Source organism: Levilactobacillus angrenensis (assembly GCF_003946085.1).
Taxonomy (GTDB): domain Bacteria; phylum Bacillota; class Bacilli; order Lactobacillales; family Lactobacillaceae; genus Levilactobacillus; species Levilactobacillus angrenensis.
Window position 1 is genome coordinate 1 of sequence record NZ_RHOB01000027.1, and the last position, 18,202, is coordinate 18,202.

The 18,202-nt window shown below is 54.2% G+C and carries 13 protein-coding genes; 1 reads left to right on the forward strand and 12 read right to left on the reverse strand.

Going from position 1 to position 18,202, the window contains the following annotated elements:
- Positions 1–698 precede the first annotated feature (698 nt).
- Both EKM83_RS11825 and EKM83_RS11830 read right to left on the reverse strand, forming a co-directional pair.
- Positions 699–1,556: a methyltransferase domain-containing protein gene (locus EKM83_RS11825; protein WP_125577696.1), complete on the reverse strand. Its 858-nt coding sequence runs from the start codon at positions 1,554–1,556 to the stop codon at positions 699–701.
- Complete coding sequence (locus EKM83_RS11830; RefSeq protein WP_125577698.1) at positions 1,543–2,727, reverse strand: AI-2E family transporter; 1,185 nt, start codon at positions 2,725–2,727, stop codon at positions 1,543–1,545. The genes EKM83_RS11825 and EKM83_RS11830 overlap by 14 nt, the downstream gene beginning before the upstream one ends.
- Before the next feature lie 139 nt (positions 2,728–2,866).
- Between EKM83_RS11830 and EKM83_RS11835 the strand changes: the two genes are divergently transcribed.
- A complete protein-coding gene (locus EKM83_RS11835) occupies positions 2,867–3,496 on the forward strand; it encodes a copper homeostasis protein CutC (protein WP_125577700.1) in 630 nt (209 codons plus the stop codon).
- 210 nt (positions 3,497–3,706) lie between these two features.
- Here the strand turns inward: EKM83_RS11835 and EKM83_RS11840 are convergent, their stop codons facing one another.
- The 10 genes from EKM83_RS11840 to EKM83_RS11885 form a co-directional block, all read right to left on the reverse strand.
- A complete protein-coding gene (locus EKM83_RS11840; RefSeq protein WP_125577702.1) occupies positions 3,707–4,579 on the reverse strand; it encodes a zinc metalloprotease in 873 nt (290 codons plus the stop codon).
- A gap of 21 nt (positions 4,580–4,600) precedes the next feature.
- Entirely contained in the window at positions 4,601–7,804 is a 3,204-nt protein-coding gene (locus EKM83_RS11845; protein ID WP_125577705.1) for a CapA family protein, read from the reverse strand.
- Positions 7,805–8,306: 502 nt separating this feature from the next.
- On the reverse strand, positions 8,307–10,154 hold the full coding sequence (locus tag EKM83_RS11850; RefSeq protein ID WP_125577706.1) for a hypothetical protein: 1,848 nt from the start codon (positions 10,152–10,154) through the stop codon (positions 8,307–8,309).
- Between the two features lie 236 nt (positions 10,155–10,390).
- Complete coding sequence (locus EKM83_RS11855) at positions 10,391–11,107, reverse strand: glycosyltransferase family 2 protein (RefSeq protein WP_164505667.1); 717 nt, start codon at positions 11,105–11,107, stop codon at positions 10,391–10,393.
- A gap of 2 nt (positions 11,108–11,109) precedes the next feature.
- Entirely contained in the window at positions 11,110–12,756 is a 1,647-nt protein-coding gene (locus EKM83_RS11860; RefSeq protein ID WP_125577710.1) for an aminoglycoside phosphotransferase family protein, read from the reverse strand.
- Entirely contained in the window at positions 12,753–13,148 is a 396-nt protein-coding gene (locus tag EKM83_RS11865) for an HAD family hydrolase (RefSeq protein WP_125577713.1), read from the reverse strand. Before EKM83_RS11865 ends, EKM83_RS11860 begins: the two co-directional genes overlap by 4 nt.
- Before the next feature lie 22 nt (positions 13,149–13,170).
- A complete protein-coding gene (locus tag EKM83_RS11870) occupies positions 13,171–14,703 on the reverse strand; it encodes a glycosyltransferase (protein ID WP_125577715.1) in 1,533 nt (510 codons plus the stop codon).
- A 14-nt stretch (positions 14,704–14,717) separates the two neighbouring features.
- Positions 14,718–16,226: an accessory Sec system glycosyltransferase Asp1 gene (asp1, locus tag EKM83_RS11875; protein WP_125577717.1), complete on the reverse strand. Its 1,509-nt coding sequence runs from the start codon at positions 16,224–16,226 to the stop codon at positions 14,718–14,720.
- 24 nt (positions 16,227–16,250) lie between these two features.
- The gene (locus EKM83_RS11880) at positions 16,251–16,454 is read right to left on the reverse strand and encodes a hypothetical protein (RefSeq protein WP_125577719.1); all 204 of its coding nucleotides are present in this window, start codon (positions 16,452–16,454) and stop codon (positions 16,251–16,253) included.
- 12 nt (positions 16,455–16,466) lie between these two features.
- The gene (locus EKM83_RS11885; protein ID WP_125577721.1) at positions 16,467–18,107 is read right to left on the reverse strand and encodes a glycosyl transferase family 1; all 1,641 of its coding nucleotides are present in this window, start codon (positions 18,105–18,107) and stop codon (positions 16,467–16,469) included.
- Positions 18,108–18,202 lie beyond the last annotated feature (95 nt).

An 18,202-nucleotide genomic window follows, 5' to 3' on the forward strand; every position in this document is an offset into this window, starting at 1 on the left:
TTCTTTCTCTTGAAATGTGGTAGTGGATGGACATAGATCTGCGACTATATCCCTTTTTTGTACCCATTTTTACTCTATACAGTATACAAAAATATCCGCTGCCAGTAACCAATTAAGTTGATTACCAACAACAGATATTTTAGAACCCCAATTGTCGGGTGACCTGAACCAATTTCGCATTGATCTATTCTGCTTGAATTATCAATTGCTTATTCGCTGAAGCATCGTCACCATGCAACTTATCGCGGTAAGATCAGTCGTCTAGGACTTCGTCGTGAGAGTTGACCGCCAACACGGCAGACCGAACTGAGCCGAACGAAGGTCTCGACCTCACTAGCAACCAGAGATTGCCCCAGCCGTGGTGACGGTATTTCTACAGCACGAGACGACTTTGACAGCTAGCGGCGTCCATTATAGCCAGCGGAATCTCTGGCTGACGCAGGGGTTCACTAACTTCATTGGATAAAATACTATTGTTCTGGAATTCACCGCGGTAATTCCACTTCCCTACTTTAGAAAAAAGCGCAAAAAAAAGCAGCTCCTCGGTGTGGGCACGGCGAGGGGCTACTTTAGTGAAGTGCTACTTGTCAGCCACCAACAGTTATTCGCTGATGTCGACCGCCAAACGATTTCTCATCGATAAATATAACACTGTCCTGTTAGGTTCACAAGCATTTTTTATCAGAAACTTAAACGTTTTACTTCACGCCCTCAGCGGTTAACAGCGTCACGTCAACCGTGATTTCGGGGAACGGATCAGCCTTGACCGCGGCTAGCCGTTCTTCATCGGCCCCCCAATGCATCGGTGTCATCAACATCAAGTCAGCGAACAACTCAGCGGGCACCGGGACTTGGTAGCGAATCCGCTCGGCCGTGGCCGTCGGATAGTGCTGACGGAACAGGTCCAAGACATTGCTGTTATCATAACTGGCATGGGCACTGTCCGCCGGGAAGATGGCGTGGCGCAACTCAATCAGGTAATCTGGGTTGGGAATCACCTTGAGCAACTGACCCCCGGGTGCTAAGACCCGGTTGAACTCATTGTAAGCTGACGGGGAAAACAAGTCGAGAATCGCCGTAAACTGATGATCTGCAAACGGCATTTGGGCCAGGTCGGCAACGCAGAAAAAGGCGTCGTTGGCCAATTGTGTGGCCAGATTGATGCCTGGCTTGGATAAATCAAAGCCGACCGCCACGTCGCGCTGACCCGGGCGGTGACTGAGCACGTCATCTAATGGCGTCCCTTCTCCGCAGCCAACGTCCAAGATGGTCTGGGGCGTCGCGGGCAATTTGGCCGCAAACGCCGCCGTGATACCGGCAAAGAGGCCGGCCTGTAACATCCGGCGCCGCGCAGCTAACATCGCGTTGTCATATTCACTGGCCACGGCCCGCTGCATAAAGTACAGCGTCCCCTTCTTAGATAAATCAACGTTGTGGCCGTGGGGACAAACCAGACTGTGCCCAACGACCGTTTCATAAGGTGCTAAACACACCGGGCAGCGAAAGAGCTGGGTGTGCGCCGCTAAAAAGCTTGCGGCTTGATCAATCTTCTTCATGCGTTTTCTCCTCTGCTTGTGCTGGCACGGGTTGTGGTTCGTCATAGCCGCCAGCGAACTGTTGGTACCAATGGAAAATCTCGGTGGCGACCACGCGAATGACTGCGTAGCCTGGGATTCCCAACACCACACCTAAGACGCCAAACGCCTTACCAGCAATCAGTAAAATAAAAATAATGGTTAACGGATGAATCTTCAAGGAACTCCCCAGAACCAACGGCGAAATAATCCGTCCCTCTAAGGTCTGTTCAACGATGAACACGATCAAGACCTTCACCAACATCCAAGGTGACACGAAGGCCGCGACCACCACTGCGGGAATCATGGCTAAAAACGACCCCAAGTACGGCACCAGGTTCAATACCCCGGCGACGATGCCCAAGAGTAGCGCGAATTTCAGCCCAACAATCAGAAAGCCGACGTAAAATAAGACGGCGACGATAAAGGCGACGACCAACTGGCCCCGCACATAATTGCTGACTTGGCGATTCATTTCCCGTAATAGCTTGACCACCGACGCGCGTCGACGGACCGGTAACAACCGGGCTAAATACTCAGGTAGCTGACGCCCGTCACGTAGTAAATAAAAGAGAATAAAGGGCGCGGTCACCACTGCCACCACGATCGACACGACCCGGCTGACGATACCGCCAACGGAACTGACCGTCGTTTTCGCCAGGCCTGACAACGCGGTCGAAGAACTAGCCGACAGCTGCTGATTGAACTGGTCTAACTGTTCGCGCACGCCGTCTAAGCGGTCATCTTGGAGCCACTGCATGCTGGTCTGAGTCAGCTGATGCCAGTAGTGCGGCCATTCTGTGAGCAGCATCGTCGTTTGCCGCTGGACCATAGGAATCAAGCTAATGACGCCCCACGCCAGTAACAACGCCACGACAATAAACAGGCCGATGATGGACCAACTGCGGCGAATTCCGCGGCGCTCTAAGCGATCGACCACGGGGTTCATCAGATAGTACCCGATGCCCGCCAAGATGACCGGTAGCCCCAGAATCTGCCCCACCAGTACAAATGGTGTCGCGAGCCATGGGACTTTACTTAGGACCAGTAAAATGAGTAAAATAAGGAGCGTGACGGTTAGGATGGCAACCAGTCGATTGTTCATGACCCAGCTCCAAAACCACGACCGGTGTTGCTTGGATTCTGATTTCAAGGGCGTTCCTCCTAATTTAGACTGTCATCACGAATGCCGGCGGACCAATACTGTGGCCCCCCAAGCATTCATAGAGTGGATATATTGTACCATACTGTTAGCCGCTTTGCGTTATGCAAGCGGAGAAAGGACGACGATTTTGCTACTAGTTGAACCGTTATTAGAAAATTATACAGACCTCCCCGCTGCCATTCGGGCTGGCGCCAAACGCGTGGCCCTCGCGGACAATTTAGCTGCGGGTGGCACCACCGTCAGTAAAGGGGTGATGGCCGAGGCTGTCCGCTACGCTCATGAGCACCAGGTCACCTTAGACCTGATCATTGCGCCCCGCGGCGGCTTCGCACCCTACAATGGCGTGGAAATCAAAATGATGGAAGCCGACCTGTTGGAAGCCCAACAACTCGGGGTAGACGGCGCCATTCTCAGTGGCCTGACCGACCAGCGTCAATTGGACGTGGAAGCCCTCAGTACCCTGATTGCGGCGGCAGGCGGGATGACGCTGACCTTTGGCACGGCCTTCAATCAGATTCGGCCACAAGACCGTGGGACCGCGCTCGACTGGCTGGCTAGCCAAGGCGTGGACCACGTCTTGAGCACCGGCGCTGCAAGCGACGATCGCTTTGCCGATTGGACCGCCAGTAAGCGGCTTGCCGATGCCGATGGGCTCACGCTGATCCCCGCCAATGTGACGGCTAAGGATGCAGCTGACGTGGCCACTAAACTCGGCGTCAACCTGGTTTACGGCCCCGACGTGTTGGCGTTTAGCTAACGTTGTGAGTACTTGGCCGCCTATTTTTTAATTAAATGGCTACCCAAAAAGGACCCGCCTGGTGGATTGAAGTTGACCAGTCGAGTCCTTTTCTGTTGCGCGAACGCCCTTCAACGACGAGTTGCCGTGTGGATGTTAACCGCTCAAGGAACCGCATTTCCCGAGGAGTTTGTCGTTGTACTGCCCTTTGTTCGCATGCCCAAATTATTTTTACTTGGTGGTGACCCGGTCATCGTGGACGTGCACGATCACGGGATGTTGGGTGAAGACCCAGCTGGCGAGACGTTGGGGGCGCCGCCAGCTCAGGCCGGCCAGTGCCAACGCGGCACCGTCCATGGTGGTACTCGTGATGCCCTGCCGATTGGCCGCGGGTGCCGCACTGCCGACGGACCAATAGCTCATGACCTCGGCGGTGATTTTCCCCTGGTCAAAGGCGTTGGTCCCTTGCCGGCCACCGGCTAGACTGGGGATGCCCAGTGCGTGGCCAATTTCACGAATCAACACGGCCGTTTGCCAGTCACTTTTTTCGGTAGCCGCTAATCCCGATGAGCGCCAGTTTTTGGGGTAAAACACCATTCCCTGGCGGTCGTAGGTCTGCCCGCCTAACGACTGGTCGTGGGCCTTAGGCTGGGCATCGTGAATCACCTCGTCACTTTGCTTGGCCGACTGGACGACCTGCACGATTGGCTGGCCGGCCACGCGGTTCCAAAAGCTAGCGGCCACGCGGACCTTGGCCGTCGTCATCAGTTTAGAGGTCGTGTACAGCTGGAGTTTGGCATCCGTTCCCATGAAATTACTAATATCGTCCTTACCCACTCGATACCGGTAAGTCCTGGCCGCTTGGTCCAGGCTGGTGTTACCAGTATACCGAGTACCGTGGGTCAGTTGCGTGAGCCGTTTCATTTGCTGCGGCGACCGCATTTTTTGATTCAACAGCCCATCCTGAGTGGTGTAGGCGCGTGACCGCTGGTAGTAATGGTTGTTGCCAAACATCCCGCGATACATCCGGTTCATTCCCCACATGGCGCCGCCAATCAGCACGGCCAAGAGGAGCAAGCCACCGAGCCATTTCATGATTTTCATCTCGTGTTGCCCCCCTTCACATTAAAACGGAATCACGGCCGCGTTCACGCCGTTGTCTAACTGGGTCGTCGCAAACTTGGGCCCGTTAAGCTGGCAAATCTCGGCAAAGTCTGCGTCTGAAACGAAATCCGGTTGCCAGAAGGTCGTCCGGTTATCCGCGTAAATGGGACACCAGTAGAGTTGATGCTCCACAATGTTCAGGCGCACGATGGCCGCGTACGGTGGCACGTCGCGTTTCTTGAATTCACCATTGTTGTTAAAGACCCCGTTGCCAATACTGTAGAGCACTGGCGCCTTACCCAAGTACGTGATGGGCTGCAGGCGATGGGGCCCGTGGCCGATGATCAGGTCCGCGCCCGCCCGGACTAATCGTTGGGCCGTTTCTTCTTGGGCGGGCTTGATGTCGCCGTAATCCGTCCCCCAGTGGGCACTCACCACGACCAAAGCCTGCGGGTGAGCTTGCTTGTAGTGGCGAATATCTTGGGCCATCAAGGTGTCAAGACAGTTGACACCCGGCTGATTGGCGCGAGCGTAGAAGTCAAAGAGGTTCTCCGCGGGATTCCGGTACCAATAGCCGTTAAATAACGCCAGCTGTTGCCCGTCAAAATCCAGGGTGACCACGCGGCGCGCATCCGTGCGGTCATTACCGGCACCTACCGTGACCATGCCCGCAGACTTGAACGCCGTCAATGTCGTACTCAAGGCGTCGGGTCCATAGTCGTTGGCGTGGTTGTTCCCCAACATGGCGAGATTAAAATGCTGCTTTTTCAGTTCGGCCAACGTCGGTTCGGCCCGGGCGTCCAGAACAAATGGTTTCACGTCGTCCAGCGGGCTCGCCCCTTGCGCAAAGACTGCTTCGAAGTTCACCAGGTTATAATCACTGTCGCTGAAAAATTTTCCAATTTTGGCAAACGAATGGCCATAGCCATACTTCTGTAGCGCGTCGGTCTGGTCGCGTTGCTGGCGGCGACGGGTGTAATCCTCACCAAAATACGTATCCGCTAGCACGTTGACCACCGGCGTTTGTAAGTGAATCGTGGTGTTGGCTGGTACCAGTTGCGCGCTGTCGACCCGGTCATCGACCCAGTCGGCCATCAACGCATCCGCGGTACTCAGGTGCGGACTGTTGATGAAGGCGACCGCGTGCTTGCCCTGTTGGTCATGGGTGAAGTACAGCCCCGACCGTTCCTGCCAGTCGTTGAACACGGACCCCGCGATTTTGCCCGTCTTAAAAAGTTGTGAACGCTTGTGATGCAGCTTTCCGTTGACCATGATCTGTTGCGCACTAAGTAAGCTGAAAATGCCGTTGGGCAGCCGCGTGAACGCCGCCCCAATCTTGGTCAAGTCTGCTAAATACGTCCGCTGGGGCTGTTTGGTCGGCCGACCCGTGACGTTGGCCACGGTCTGATCAGACAGGTCCAAGGCTTGTGCGTGTTGCCGCAAAGCCTGCACGATTTGCCGCCCGTGAGTCCCGTACAAATGCTCAGCCAGGTTCATGATCACGTCCGGTGCCGAGGTCACAATGGCAATCGTCAAGAGGTCATACACCGTATAAGCCGCGTCTTTGGTGAGGCCAATCTTATGGCGACTGTGGTCTCGCGGCATCGGGTTGGTAATGGTCAGGGCGTCCGTCAGTTGTAATTTTCCCGCCGCCAACTGTTCCATGATTTTGAGAATAATCAGTAGCCGGCCGACCCCGTTGCGGCTGTAAGCCAACGGTTGGTCTGCGCCAATGCTCATCGCAAACGCACTCGCCGGCGTCGCCCAGTAATCAAGATTGTGCATTAAGTTCTCGGCGATGCGGTCAATCGAACTGTTCCGACTGTCACCTTTGATAAAAATCACTAAGTCCTGGTCGGCCTCAGCCGCAATCGCTTGCGTGACGGCTGACGGTGTTGTGAAATATCCACCATATCTGGCAAAGTCCGCTGCCGGGATGACCCAGTCCATTTCGGGACCATAGGTGTAAAACTGGTCAAAATTGGCCGCGTTAAGGAGTTGGGTGACCTCCGTATGCGTTTTAACTGAAATCTTGCGGAGATTGATCACCCGGCCCTCAATGAACAGCTTCTTGGTGTGGGGGCCAACCTGATAGTGCTGCGCATAGTGAATAAAGTTCTTGATCGACAATAGTTCCGCGTTGTGGGTATCGTCCACGATGGTGACCTGATGGCCGTTGGCAACGAAGCGGTGAACCTTGCGGGTACTGGTCTGCGCGCATTTTTCGCCGAAATCTAATAGCACGGCCGGGGTCAATTGCCCACCCAGCAAGTGGTACGCGGTCAACGCCCCCACCATGTCGCTGACCATGCCTTCATCCAAGCCGGTCGCATCCACTTTGCCCAACCGAATCCCTTGATGGATCAAGGTCAATTGACCATCTGCGGCCAACTGCCCCTGGTAGTCACTCGCTGGCGTCAGCCCGTACGTAATGAGATTTTGCGTGTAGCGATGCACAAAATCGGTGACCTCGTCTAAATTCTTAATAGCCGCGTTGACCAAAAATGGCGCGTCAGGCTTAAGGCTAGCGCCCATCCGGGTCTTGACGTCGGCGGTCAACCGCGCGTCCCAACCCTTTTGACCAGCATCAACTTGGGTCAGGACCGCCAAATCAAACGGTACCAGCGCCGCAATCCCAATGCGTTTTTCGCCTGGCTCTTGATAGTTGAATGCCATTGCCGCCAGCTCTAAAACATTGAAGTCACTCTGCTCAACGTTGAGCGCCTGAATCTTGCCACTGGTCCGGGAATTGTGATTGCCCACGGAACTCACGGTCGGCCCTAGGTGCTGCAACAGATAGGCAATCAGTGTTTTGGTCGTGCTCTTCCCCACGGAACCCGTCACGCCAATGTTTTTCCCCGTGTAAGCCGGCTGAATGACGCGGACCAATTTTTCCATGGCCTGATAGGCGTCGGGCACCTGTAACTGGGGCACGGAACTCTCGGGCACGGGGCGTTCCACGATTGCCATCTTGAGGTAGGGCTGCAGAGCGACCACCTTATCGTGATTGTCCTTGAAGGTATTCAAATACACCCCCGAGTTGCCAGAACCGTGGCGCCAGTGCTCCAAGGACATGGCAAAGAGCAAGTTGTTCGCCCCAATATCCCGGCGAATCTCCCCGCCATAAAGCCCGTAATGCTGGACCGTTGCCGTCTCATCTTGCGGGGCAACGACCCATTCGCCACCCACAATTTTTTTAATCTGTTGCATGGTCAGTAGAGCCACGTGAATCCCTCCAAATCAATACTTCTTCTCGTTTAAAGTTCGTTAAGGTCGAAAGCTAAAAATTGGCTAGAATCATTGTCATCAGGCGACTTCTCGCGTTAAAACTAGTTGTTTACAGCTTCGTAGTGTGTACTGGCCGCCTACCGTCCCCCAACTATGGGTTGGAACGCGGTGGGCGGACCGGACCGAGCCTGAAAAGCGGTCTCGGCCTCGCTTTGAGCCGAAAATCGCGTCTCAAAGACGCCAATTGTCTAAGCGGCATGAAACGCGCCGCTAAGACAACTCCCACGGCTGAACCCATATTTGGTGGACTCTCGGCTACGGGGCGCTTACCAATGAAAGGTCGACTTAACCCCAGCTAGCAGTTAATTTGGCAACCAGTCTTTGACTAACACAATGGTGCTGATAATCGCTAACCCATGAAGCTAGTGTTGGCTGATGCAGGCTTCTAGTTTCACTAATTTTAGCGAATAGAACACTCTTTAGCTGGCTGCCACCCCCATTAAATCAATTGCCAGGAAATACCATAGCGGTAGGCGCTTTCATAATTGGCATTGCGCCCATTGAACTGTTTTTCCAGCTGTAGCCAGTACTTGGCATCATGCGTGGCCTCCAGAGCCATCTCCGTGACCCGCTGGCGGGCGGTCGCCTGTTTAGGGCCCTGGCGTTGGGCAATCGCTTGATCGAATAGGTCAGTCAACGCCGCCGGGTCCGCCGCCGCCGCGGCAAAGGCCGCAAATTTCCCGGGTAGATAATGGTTGAACACGACCTTGACCTGGTCGCTGGCCGTCGCGGGGATTTTCTGTTGATGCTCAACCAAATACAGATAACGTGCCAGGCAGTAGGCCGCCATCTCCGCGTTCATTTGCCCGTGACGCACGTGAAAACTGGCAAAAAAGTCGTTGATTCGCAAAATCTCTGCCGTCACGGTGTCCGCGGCGAGGCCCGCCCGCAAAATACGCGTCATCGTCAAAATACTAAAGCGATTGTCCGTGCGGGCACTGCTCATCAGATAAGGTGCGGCGTTTTCGGGCGCAATGTTGTGGTCGCGCCAGTACCGGTAGAGCACGCCATTGGCACTACTCCCGGCCGCACAAGCTTGCCACAAGGCGTCTCGTTCAGTGTCACTAATACCAGGTAACGCATAGCGCATGGACTTGGTATACGTCGCCGGTTGCGCTGCTAACTGCGGCTGATGGATGCGCAACCACGGATGCGGTGAGAACTGTTGATTGGCCGCAAAGGTCTCCAGGTCGGCCAACTCGTCATCGCTGATTCGTTCACAAGTAGCCGGGGTCAACTGCGAAATTTGGGTCAACACCCGTTTGGTCGCTGCCTCCTGCACAGCCGGTGGAACAGCCGCATCCGCCTTTGACCGTTGCCACCAGCGTTGACGCGTCGGTGCGTTTGCTGTCGGCGCTTGCGCCATGAATGCCATCAACACGTCTTGTGAATTCAGCGTGACCCCCAAGGCATCGTGTACCAGGTGCTTACCCTGCCCCGAATGAAACAGCGCTGAAAATTCAATCGGCAACGTCACCGGTCCCAATTTATCCGCATCCAAGAGACTGCCGATTCTAAAATGTAGCGCTAACAAACCGAAGTAGACCGCGTAGACCCGCTCGAAAAATTTGGGAAACTCCTGGCCCCCCTGAGTCGTGTACGTGGCCAAGTCCTTTAGCAACGGGTAAAAATCAATGACGCGATAGTAGTCGCGCATCACGGGATACTCCCGAATGAAGGGGTAAATGAAAAACTGGATGTTGGCGACTAAGCCCCGCGTGAAGGTGAAGTCGGAGATATCAAAGTTAAGTAGCTTACGAATGTCTTGGCTGTAACCCATGAAAGCAAAGTCGGTGAACTGCAGGAGACGCCCGGTCCGTGCCTTAAAAATCGCAATTTGATGCGTCAAGACCTGTGGTAACTGGGTCAGCCCGGTCGTTTGCGCCCGGTCGGCCACCAACGGCAACGGATCCTCATCTTTGAGCATCGCAATCAAACGCTTGGTTGCTGGCAAAGCCCGATCCGTCCGCGTCTTGATAACAATGGCTTCGGGTGGGATGCGGTCCAACGCCGCTTGCATTTGCTTAGCCTGCCGCCAGTAATTCACGGAGTTCGACCGCATGTCGCCGACCAGCGCATCATTGGGCGCCGACTGTACGACGGCCACGTTGTTCAAGGCCAACGCCATTTGTAAGTCCTCGAGCTCGTCAAATTCATGGGTCCAGGTACTGACCACAATGCCTTGAATAACGCCTCGCTCCCGGCATTGTAGGAGGTAATCCATGATTAAACTAAAATCTACTTGATCGCGAATGGTGCCACACACCATCGCCCAAACTGTCCGCATACGACTGCCTCCTCCTCTAAAATTCCAGGGTTTTGAACTAGACATTGGTTCTTGAGCCACGCTACCGTGAGAGGTGGCCGCCTACCCTTCACTAACTACAGTAATGGCTATCAACAACGATAACCGCAATCTCCCGTGGGATGACGACTTAATGCACGATTGCCCGCGTACCACTAGTCATGGCTGAACGAATCGTTGCGGTTAACTACCAGTGTAGCCGAGAGCGGCCAGCTCACTCAATCTCCCGCCGCACGAAACACTGCCAATTCCGCTGGCGTGCCCAGCACGTGGACCGTGTCGACCGGAATGTCTTTGATGGTCACGTGGGCGTGGTCGGCCAAGAAATAATGGTAGAACGGGGCCACATACGTTTCGCCGTATTCAGCCAGTACCGCTGCCGCATGGTCTTGATACAACTGAAAGAAGTCCTGTGCCCGCCGGAAGTAGTAGAACCCCACTGAAGCGTGGTTCGAGACGCGGCGCTTTTCCACCACGTCCACGACCTTCCCGTGCGCATCGACTTGGGCGAACGACCAGTGATCACCCGGCGCCTGAAAGGTCGTCAAGTAGCCATCGGCCTGGTGCCAATCCGCCGGTAAAATTTGCCCGGGCTCAACGTAGGTGTCAATGTTGTAAATGGCCAAGCCATCGGCCGGCGTCAACACGGATCGGGCCGCCATGACCGTCGCCGCCTGACCAGACGTGAGCTGGTCGATTTCCACCAGCTGGTAGTGGCGAATCCCCGCTTGCGCAATCAGCCGGTCCAAGGCCGCCCGTTGATATTGGCCCCGACGCACCACGAAGATAAATTGGGCCGTCACCAGGTCGGTCAAGGACCGCATGGCCCATTCAAACAAACTCTTGCCGCGCACGACAATCTCGTGTTTCGGGACCATGACCCCAACCTCTCTAAACCGGGACCCCTGGCCCGCCATCGTAATCACTACTTGCACGTTCATCCCTCCGTAACGCCTGCCATGAACGGGGCAAAGGTAGTCACCCCCACCGCCAGCATGGCTTTTTGTCGGTCTGGTTTATCTTGATGTAGCGGAATCATGCTGAGAAACAGCAATGACGTGATCAACTGAATTTGCCGGTAAACTTGGTCATCGCCTAAATGTTCCCGCAGTCTTGCTTCAAACAATTGGCCCACCGCCGCCTCATTGCCCGTCACCAGCAGTGAATAGTCCAGCCGCCCCGTCGTATCGGCAGACACCCGGAACATATCAGCAATGATGCAGTCGTATTTCCCAGAAAAACTGTGCATCAGCTTGGCGTAGTCATACTTGGCATCCCCGTAGATGTCGAACTGACCAAATTTCCCACGGGGGTCGATCAGCCGCATGACGTGCTTGACGTTGTCGTACAAAATATTGGTCAGACAAAAGTCGCCGTGAATCACGCCCACCGCATCCCCCTGGAGCACGCCGCTGTGGGCGAGCACCGTGGGCAACGCGGCGATAATGGCGTTGATGCTGGGGTAAGTCGCCCCGTTGATGATCAGCGGTTTATCCGCAATGGCTGCGTAAAAGGCATCTTCGGCCAACAGCCGCCGTAGCCGCGCCACCGTCTTATCCAAGTACATGGTGGTCACCGTCTTTTGATAGGTCGTTGGGGCCACCTGCACTTGGTACTGCGTCATTTCCGAACGCAAGAAGAAGAGCTCGTCGATCACCTCGCGCCAAAACCCCAGCTCAAAGTTGCCATACAAGAAGAGGTTGTGCAGGCTTTCGTAAGACACGTATTCCATTTCCACGAACGGTGCCTGCTCATCCAGCGAGTAGTCAAAGATGCGCGGGGCCAAGTACGCCAAGCGTTTGGGTAATTTCAAATACCACTGCACCTCACCGATAAACTTGTCAACGTCAGTGCTCTCCTTGCGAATGATGCCGCGCTTAAAGTCAATCTGCATCTTGTTGAAGAAGCGCGCCTCCACCTGCTTGGCCTCGGCGTACTTGTCGCTGTGCCCGAAGTCCAGCCACTGCGGCGTATCCACCAATTTCAGCGGATGGTCGGCCGCATACAGGCTTAGATTTTCGTAAAAAGACTTGGCGCCCTGCCACAGTTGGGCTAGCGCCTGACCAGCCTTAAAGTTGAATACCCCGACGACTGCCGTGAACTGCGCTTGATTGGCCGACGGCACCACCTTGTCCGTGAACTGCAGGTGCTGTTGCGAATCGCTGGTCACGGTCGTCCAACGCCCGGCGTCGGTGACTTGATGCGTGAAAATCGTATCCGCCGACGTTCGGTCCGCTGTTTGAATCAGCGTATCGCCAAAGACCAGGGTTAAGTCGGCCAGTGTCGTTTGCGCTTGCAGTTGGGCCAATGCTTGGGCCACCGCTTCACTCAGGGGCAGTCCGCTAGCAATTTTTAATGGCGTGACTGGCAAGCATTTCTCACGCAGGTAGCTGACCACCGAGTCATCGCTGGCACTCACGGCCATAAACAATTGATATCCCAGCGGCTGATACTGTTGGACGAGGCGGTCGATGAGTCGTTGGCCGTCCTGGACGGGAATCATGGCCGGGTAAATGGCGCCAAAGGTCGTTTGCATGTCAGCGGTAATCTCGGCGGCGGACAAGACCAATACGGTTGGAGTCAATGCACCTCACGCTCCTTTGCTACCAAGTCAGCCAGCTCATCGTCATCGTACTTCAGCAATTCACTCGGTCGAATGGCCCGGTCATCCACGTAAAAGCCGTCGTGTCCGGCCCACGGCTTGCCATAAACAATCTCGTCGTACGGCACGTCGTATTTGGCCAGCCACTGAGCCGTTATCGGGGCCGTGTACTTGTTGATCTTACCGAGATTTCCCGCGTACGTCCGCATCTGCCGCGAGGTGAACAAGATGATGTGGTAGCCGGCCGCCTGACAGTCGCGTAACCGGGCAATCATGCTGGGCTTGGGCGCGACGTCCAAATAAGACTGATCCGCCGTCTTCAAGTCGCACAGTGTGCCGTCAATATCGACGACTAAACTCGTTGTTCGATCCATGACTACTCCCCCATTTCCGTGATTAAACTTCGACGCGAGCCTGCGTGCGGTTTTTAAAATAGTCCAGTAGTACGCGCCACTGTTCAAAGACGGCCTGTTCGGAATAACGCTTGGCATTCTCGTAAGCCGCCGCGCTGTAGTCTGCGAGTCGTTGCTGGTCGCTTAACAGGTCAATCATGGCGTCGGCTAAACCCTGCACGTCGCCATCGGTAGTCAGTCGACCACTCACCCCGTCGTCGATGATGTCGCTCGGCCCATATTTTACATCGTTGGCAATCATTGGCAGACCGTGTGACTGCGCTTCCAAAAGCATCAGCGAGAAGCCTTCTGCTCGGCTGGGTAAGAGCCCCAGTTGCGCGCGATTGTAAACGGCCGCGATATCATGCGTGTAGCCCTTGAAGCTGACCACGTCGGCCAGTCCCAGGTCCGCGGCTTCTTGCTTGAATTTCTTACCAATGTCGCCGTTGGCATACCCCCACAACTCCAAACGCGCGTCGGGGAATTGCCGGTGTACTTGCGCAAAGGCCTCAATCGAGTGGTTCTGTTGCTTTTCCGGTGCCAGCCGCGCAACGTGCACGATCAGGTTCTTTTGCCGCTGATCGAAGGCTTGATGCGGCGCGGCGATTTGGGCATCGGTCACGTAGCCCACGGGAATCGTGAAGGCTGGAATGTCTTTGCCAAAACGGTCTTCAATGTCTTGCGATTGTTCGGGCGTCGAAGAAATCACGGCATCCCACTCCCGCCAGTTGGTCAGCGCATTTTGGTAGTTGTTGTTCAGTTGCGAGTGCAGCATGTCGCTGGGGTCAGCCACGTGGTCGTTGTGCAGGTGTAAGACGCGAAATGCCGGTGTGTGCATGTGGAACAGCGCCCAGTCACACTCAACGGTCCGGTCGCAAATGTAGACGTTGGGCTCGCCGTTATCATTGAGCTCATCATAGAAGAAACGCGTCAATTCGTTCATCCCACTGAAGACCCAATCGCGGCCACGGTAATTGGCTACCCGCCAGCTGATGTGTTCCTTGCCCGCCCGATTCAACAGGTGGCATTTTTCCAAATGGACCACGCCATCCGGGCCGAAGTACTGTTCCTGCACGATTTTACCGTCCCAGTCGAAGAGTTGTTCGAGACACTTGAAGCCGCGCACGTCCCACCAAGCCATTTTGAGCGTTCGGCCGTTGACGTCAAAGTACTGAATGTTACTGATGTCCTCACTGCCCTGTCGCAAATAAATAATCAGCTGCATCTTCCCTTGGGCAAAGACCTGGACCTGATTGTCCTTGCGGGTTTGGGTGGTGTTGCTGGGCAGTGAAAGGTCGTTTAGCGAGAAGCGCCGGGTCGGCACGTTGCCGCTGCCACAGAAGAATTGAAATAAATTCACGAAGCCTGCCGTCGGAATACCAGCCTGCTGGATGATGTCAGACAATTCCATGGAAAAGATACGGGTCACGATTTTAGCGGGCACCCCGTTCTTGTCAAATAGCCGTAGCCGGTTGATTTCGGCGTGTTCAATCCCAGATTTGGAATATTGTAAATTGTCATTTAAAAAATAATACATAACGGTGCTCCCTTCTAAAATTGTAAGAGGCGTTGCCAACGGTTCCAAACTTTACGGCGCGTCCAGTTCTGGTGGGCCTCGTCAAAGGCGGCCTGGCTTAATTTTGTCAACTGGGCGTCATCCGTGAAGAGCGTCCGCACCTTATCGGCCATGGCTAGTGAATTGCCCCGGTCGATTAAATAGCCGGTCACGCCATCTTGGATGAAGGCTTGCGGTCCGTAATTGAATGGGTAACTGAGTACGGGGATGCCGTGTCCCATGGCTTCTTGCATCGCCAGTGGCGCACCGTCTGCCAGTGCCATATTGACCAGCAGCTGGTAATGGTCGTACTGATCCGCCAAGTGGGGATCGTAATCCTTGAAGGTCACACTGGTCGTCAACTTCAGCTCTTGGACCAGCGCCGTCATTTGCTTGACATACTCTGGACTGCCATAGCCGAACAGGTCAAAGGTCGCATCGGGCACTTGGTCGTGAACCAAGGCGAACATCCGCAAGAGTTGTTCGATCTGCTTATCCGCCGCGATTCGCCCAACGTACAACAGGCTGTGCGGCCGCCGCTGTGGCTGATCCACGACTTGATCCTTGGTTGCCGGCAGCATGGTCACGGCCGAAATGGCGTTCACCTTGGCTTGCGGATAGCGTTGCTTCAGGTGGTCGGCTTGTTGTTCCGTCGCCGTTAGAAAGCCGTCGAAATGATTAAAGTGCTCAAACGCTGGGGCCAAGAAACCATCGAGTGTGCCATGGACCGGATCATTCGGTTCAACGGCGTGGTTGATGGGCACGTAGATATACTTGCGTGAATTGTCATTTAAAGCCAGCAGGGGTTGGACCCCCGTGCCAGGACGGTCACTGATAAAGGTGGTCGTTGCGGGGTCCTGATTGCTAAGTTCACTCAAGAAAAAGGCAAACAGGTCGTCGGTGTTTTGGAAGAACAAGTCGCCCCGACCTTGATAGTCCTTCAAGATGATCCGTGATGCTAACGGCTGACCGTTGGTGTCCGGCACAAAGAATTGTTCCATAGCGATTGCCCCAGTTGGCGTGTAGTAGCGTTCCAAAATCAGCTTGCCATTTTGCCCGAAGTACTGCGTCGCGGACTTGAAGCCCCGCCAGTCCCACAGGTTGGTCTCAATCACGTTGCCCAGCCCATCGAAGAACTCTTGATAAAAGACCCGACCAATCGTCCCAGGGATAAAGCCAACGTTGCTGGTCTGCCGGTCCCCTTCAAAGACTTGACTAAAGTTGGCCCCCACCGTGACCTCGGAGGCCAACGGTAAGTTCAAATCATCCGTGTGCAGGACCTGTGTGGGCACGTCCGTGGCGTGTTGGAAGAAATCAAACATGTTAACGATTTCATCATCTGCCAGGTTAAACGTGCCAATCGTTTGATGTAACAACCGGTCGTAAGTCTTCGTCACAATTTGGGCCGGCTGCTTGTAGTGGTTGAATAACTTCACGCGGTTCATTGCGGTGTGTTCCACGCTAGAATTTTTCTGCAAGATGTATTCATTAATAAAATAGAACATCGTGACACTCCAATCTCTTAGTGGTTACTCTTCCCAGGGGTATTTGCCATCCTTATTTTTCTTGGTCTCCCGCATCATTTTCTTCGTGCGCTCATCCATGCGCTTGCGGGTCTTTTCCTTGTGCCGCCAACGCATAACCAGGACCAAGACCCCCACAATCACGTACAGAAGCATACGGATGGCCAACTGCACCTTTTTATAAGCAAAGACTGCCGTTAAAATTGCCATCGACTTCTCCTTTCAGTAAACGTAGTTGTAGTAGTTGATCAGTCCGGACAAGAAGTGCTCACAGTCATCGATTCGGGTTCGGAAATGGTCATGCCGGGCAAAGAAGCCGCCGACAAACTTGCTCGGGGCATAGAAATACATGGCCAATTCAGGTTGAAAGGCCCCAGTAGCCAGCTCATGCATGGCCCGTTGGCGCCAGACCCGGCGTAAGCGGCTCAAATCATAATCAGCCAGCAAGTCATCGTTGCCCGTCCGCTTGATGATGTCGGTCATCTTGACGGCAGCATCCAGCAATTCCAACAGCGTCGGATAGGCGGTATCCCGCTTTTCAATGAAGAGCAGATGGCTGAAGGCATTTTGCAGGCCGAGCTTCATGTAATCCCGGTTTTCAGGGAAAATCTGCAGTGCTTCGTTAACCGCGTAGGCAATCCAGTGGTCGTGGTAACGGCCGTAGTCATTGGCCACCATGAAGTCCAGCGACTGCTTCATCATTTCCTGGACGCGGTCGTCATGAATCAATTCATACAGCCGGGCCAGCGCAAAGGTGATTTCCCCTTCGTAATAGATAATGCGAAAGGCGTCCTTGACCGTCAAGTCAGGGTTCAAGACGTGATTATAGCGCCCTGACGGCTGTCGAAACGCAATCACACCGTTGAAGACCTGTTGCGCCTTGGGCAAAAATGTCTCGTCGTGGCTGACTTCTTGGTATTTACACAATGCTAAAATCAACATGGCTTGTGCACCCAATTTGACTTCGGGGTCCTGGTTCTTGCGGTGCTCGATCACGAATAAAGCATCGTCGACCTGCAGCGTTAAATTATCCAACCCCCAAGCCAGCGCTTGCTTAGCACGCGGCAAGTCCGCCCATTTACCAGTAAAAGCAATCGCTTCCAATAATGCGTAAATCGAAGAGAAATGCCGCACGCTGTTGTAACTACTGAGGATGCGCTGCTGAGCGGGATAGTAGCCGTAGATAAATTTGCCATCTTCCTTAATTTGCCGCGCTAAGAAATCTTCTCCCAGTGGCAAGTAATTTTGCAATTCCTGTCGGGGCGCAACTAATTGTCGAGTCCCCTTTTCGCCAGCCCCGGACTCATCCAACTGCCAAATCTTAGTGCCATCGGAGAAAATCCCCGCCGTGGTAAACGTCCACACCTGTTTAACGGCCGCTAGATCAGGTGCCGGCGTTCCGTTGCGCTTAGTCAGATACTTGCTGATCTGGGGGTAGTCAATCCACATTCCAGAAGGATTCTTACCAATGCGGTGATCCTTGCTCGGCTTGAAGAATTCATGCCCATTGATTTCCATCTCCAGCAAGGCCGTCTGGCAATTGGCATCAAAGCTCAAGCCCTGGCGCCAATAATTCATCCGTTCCATCGCGGCCAATTCCTTCTTAACTGCCGCTACAGGACGCTGCTGCAACGCCTGAACCACTTCAACACGTACCCAAGCGTCCTGAGGTGCCACTGCTAAGACCGCGGTAACCTGCTCCCACGCCTGATTGAACGTGGCTGCCTGAAAGAAATGAACGACCGCTCGCTTCTTCCGATTGGAAATGGAAACCGCCAACGTGCTTTGACCTGTCGACCGATCCGTCAGATTACCCGAATCAATGACCGCTTCCTTGAATTTTTTAATTATCGTTTTTTTCATCGGCAGGTTCCTCCAAATTTCGTTTAAATTCGTTAAAATGCATACGTCTATTGGTATATTTGGTTTATTCTCTACACAAGTTTATGTTAACATAA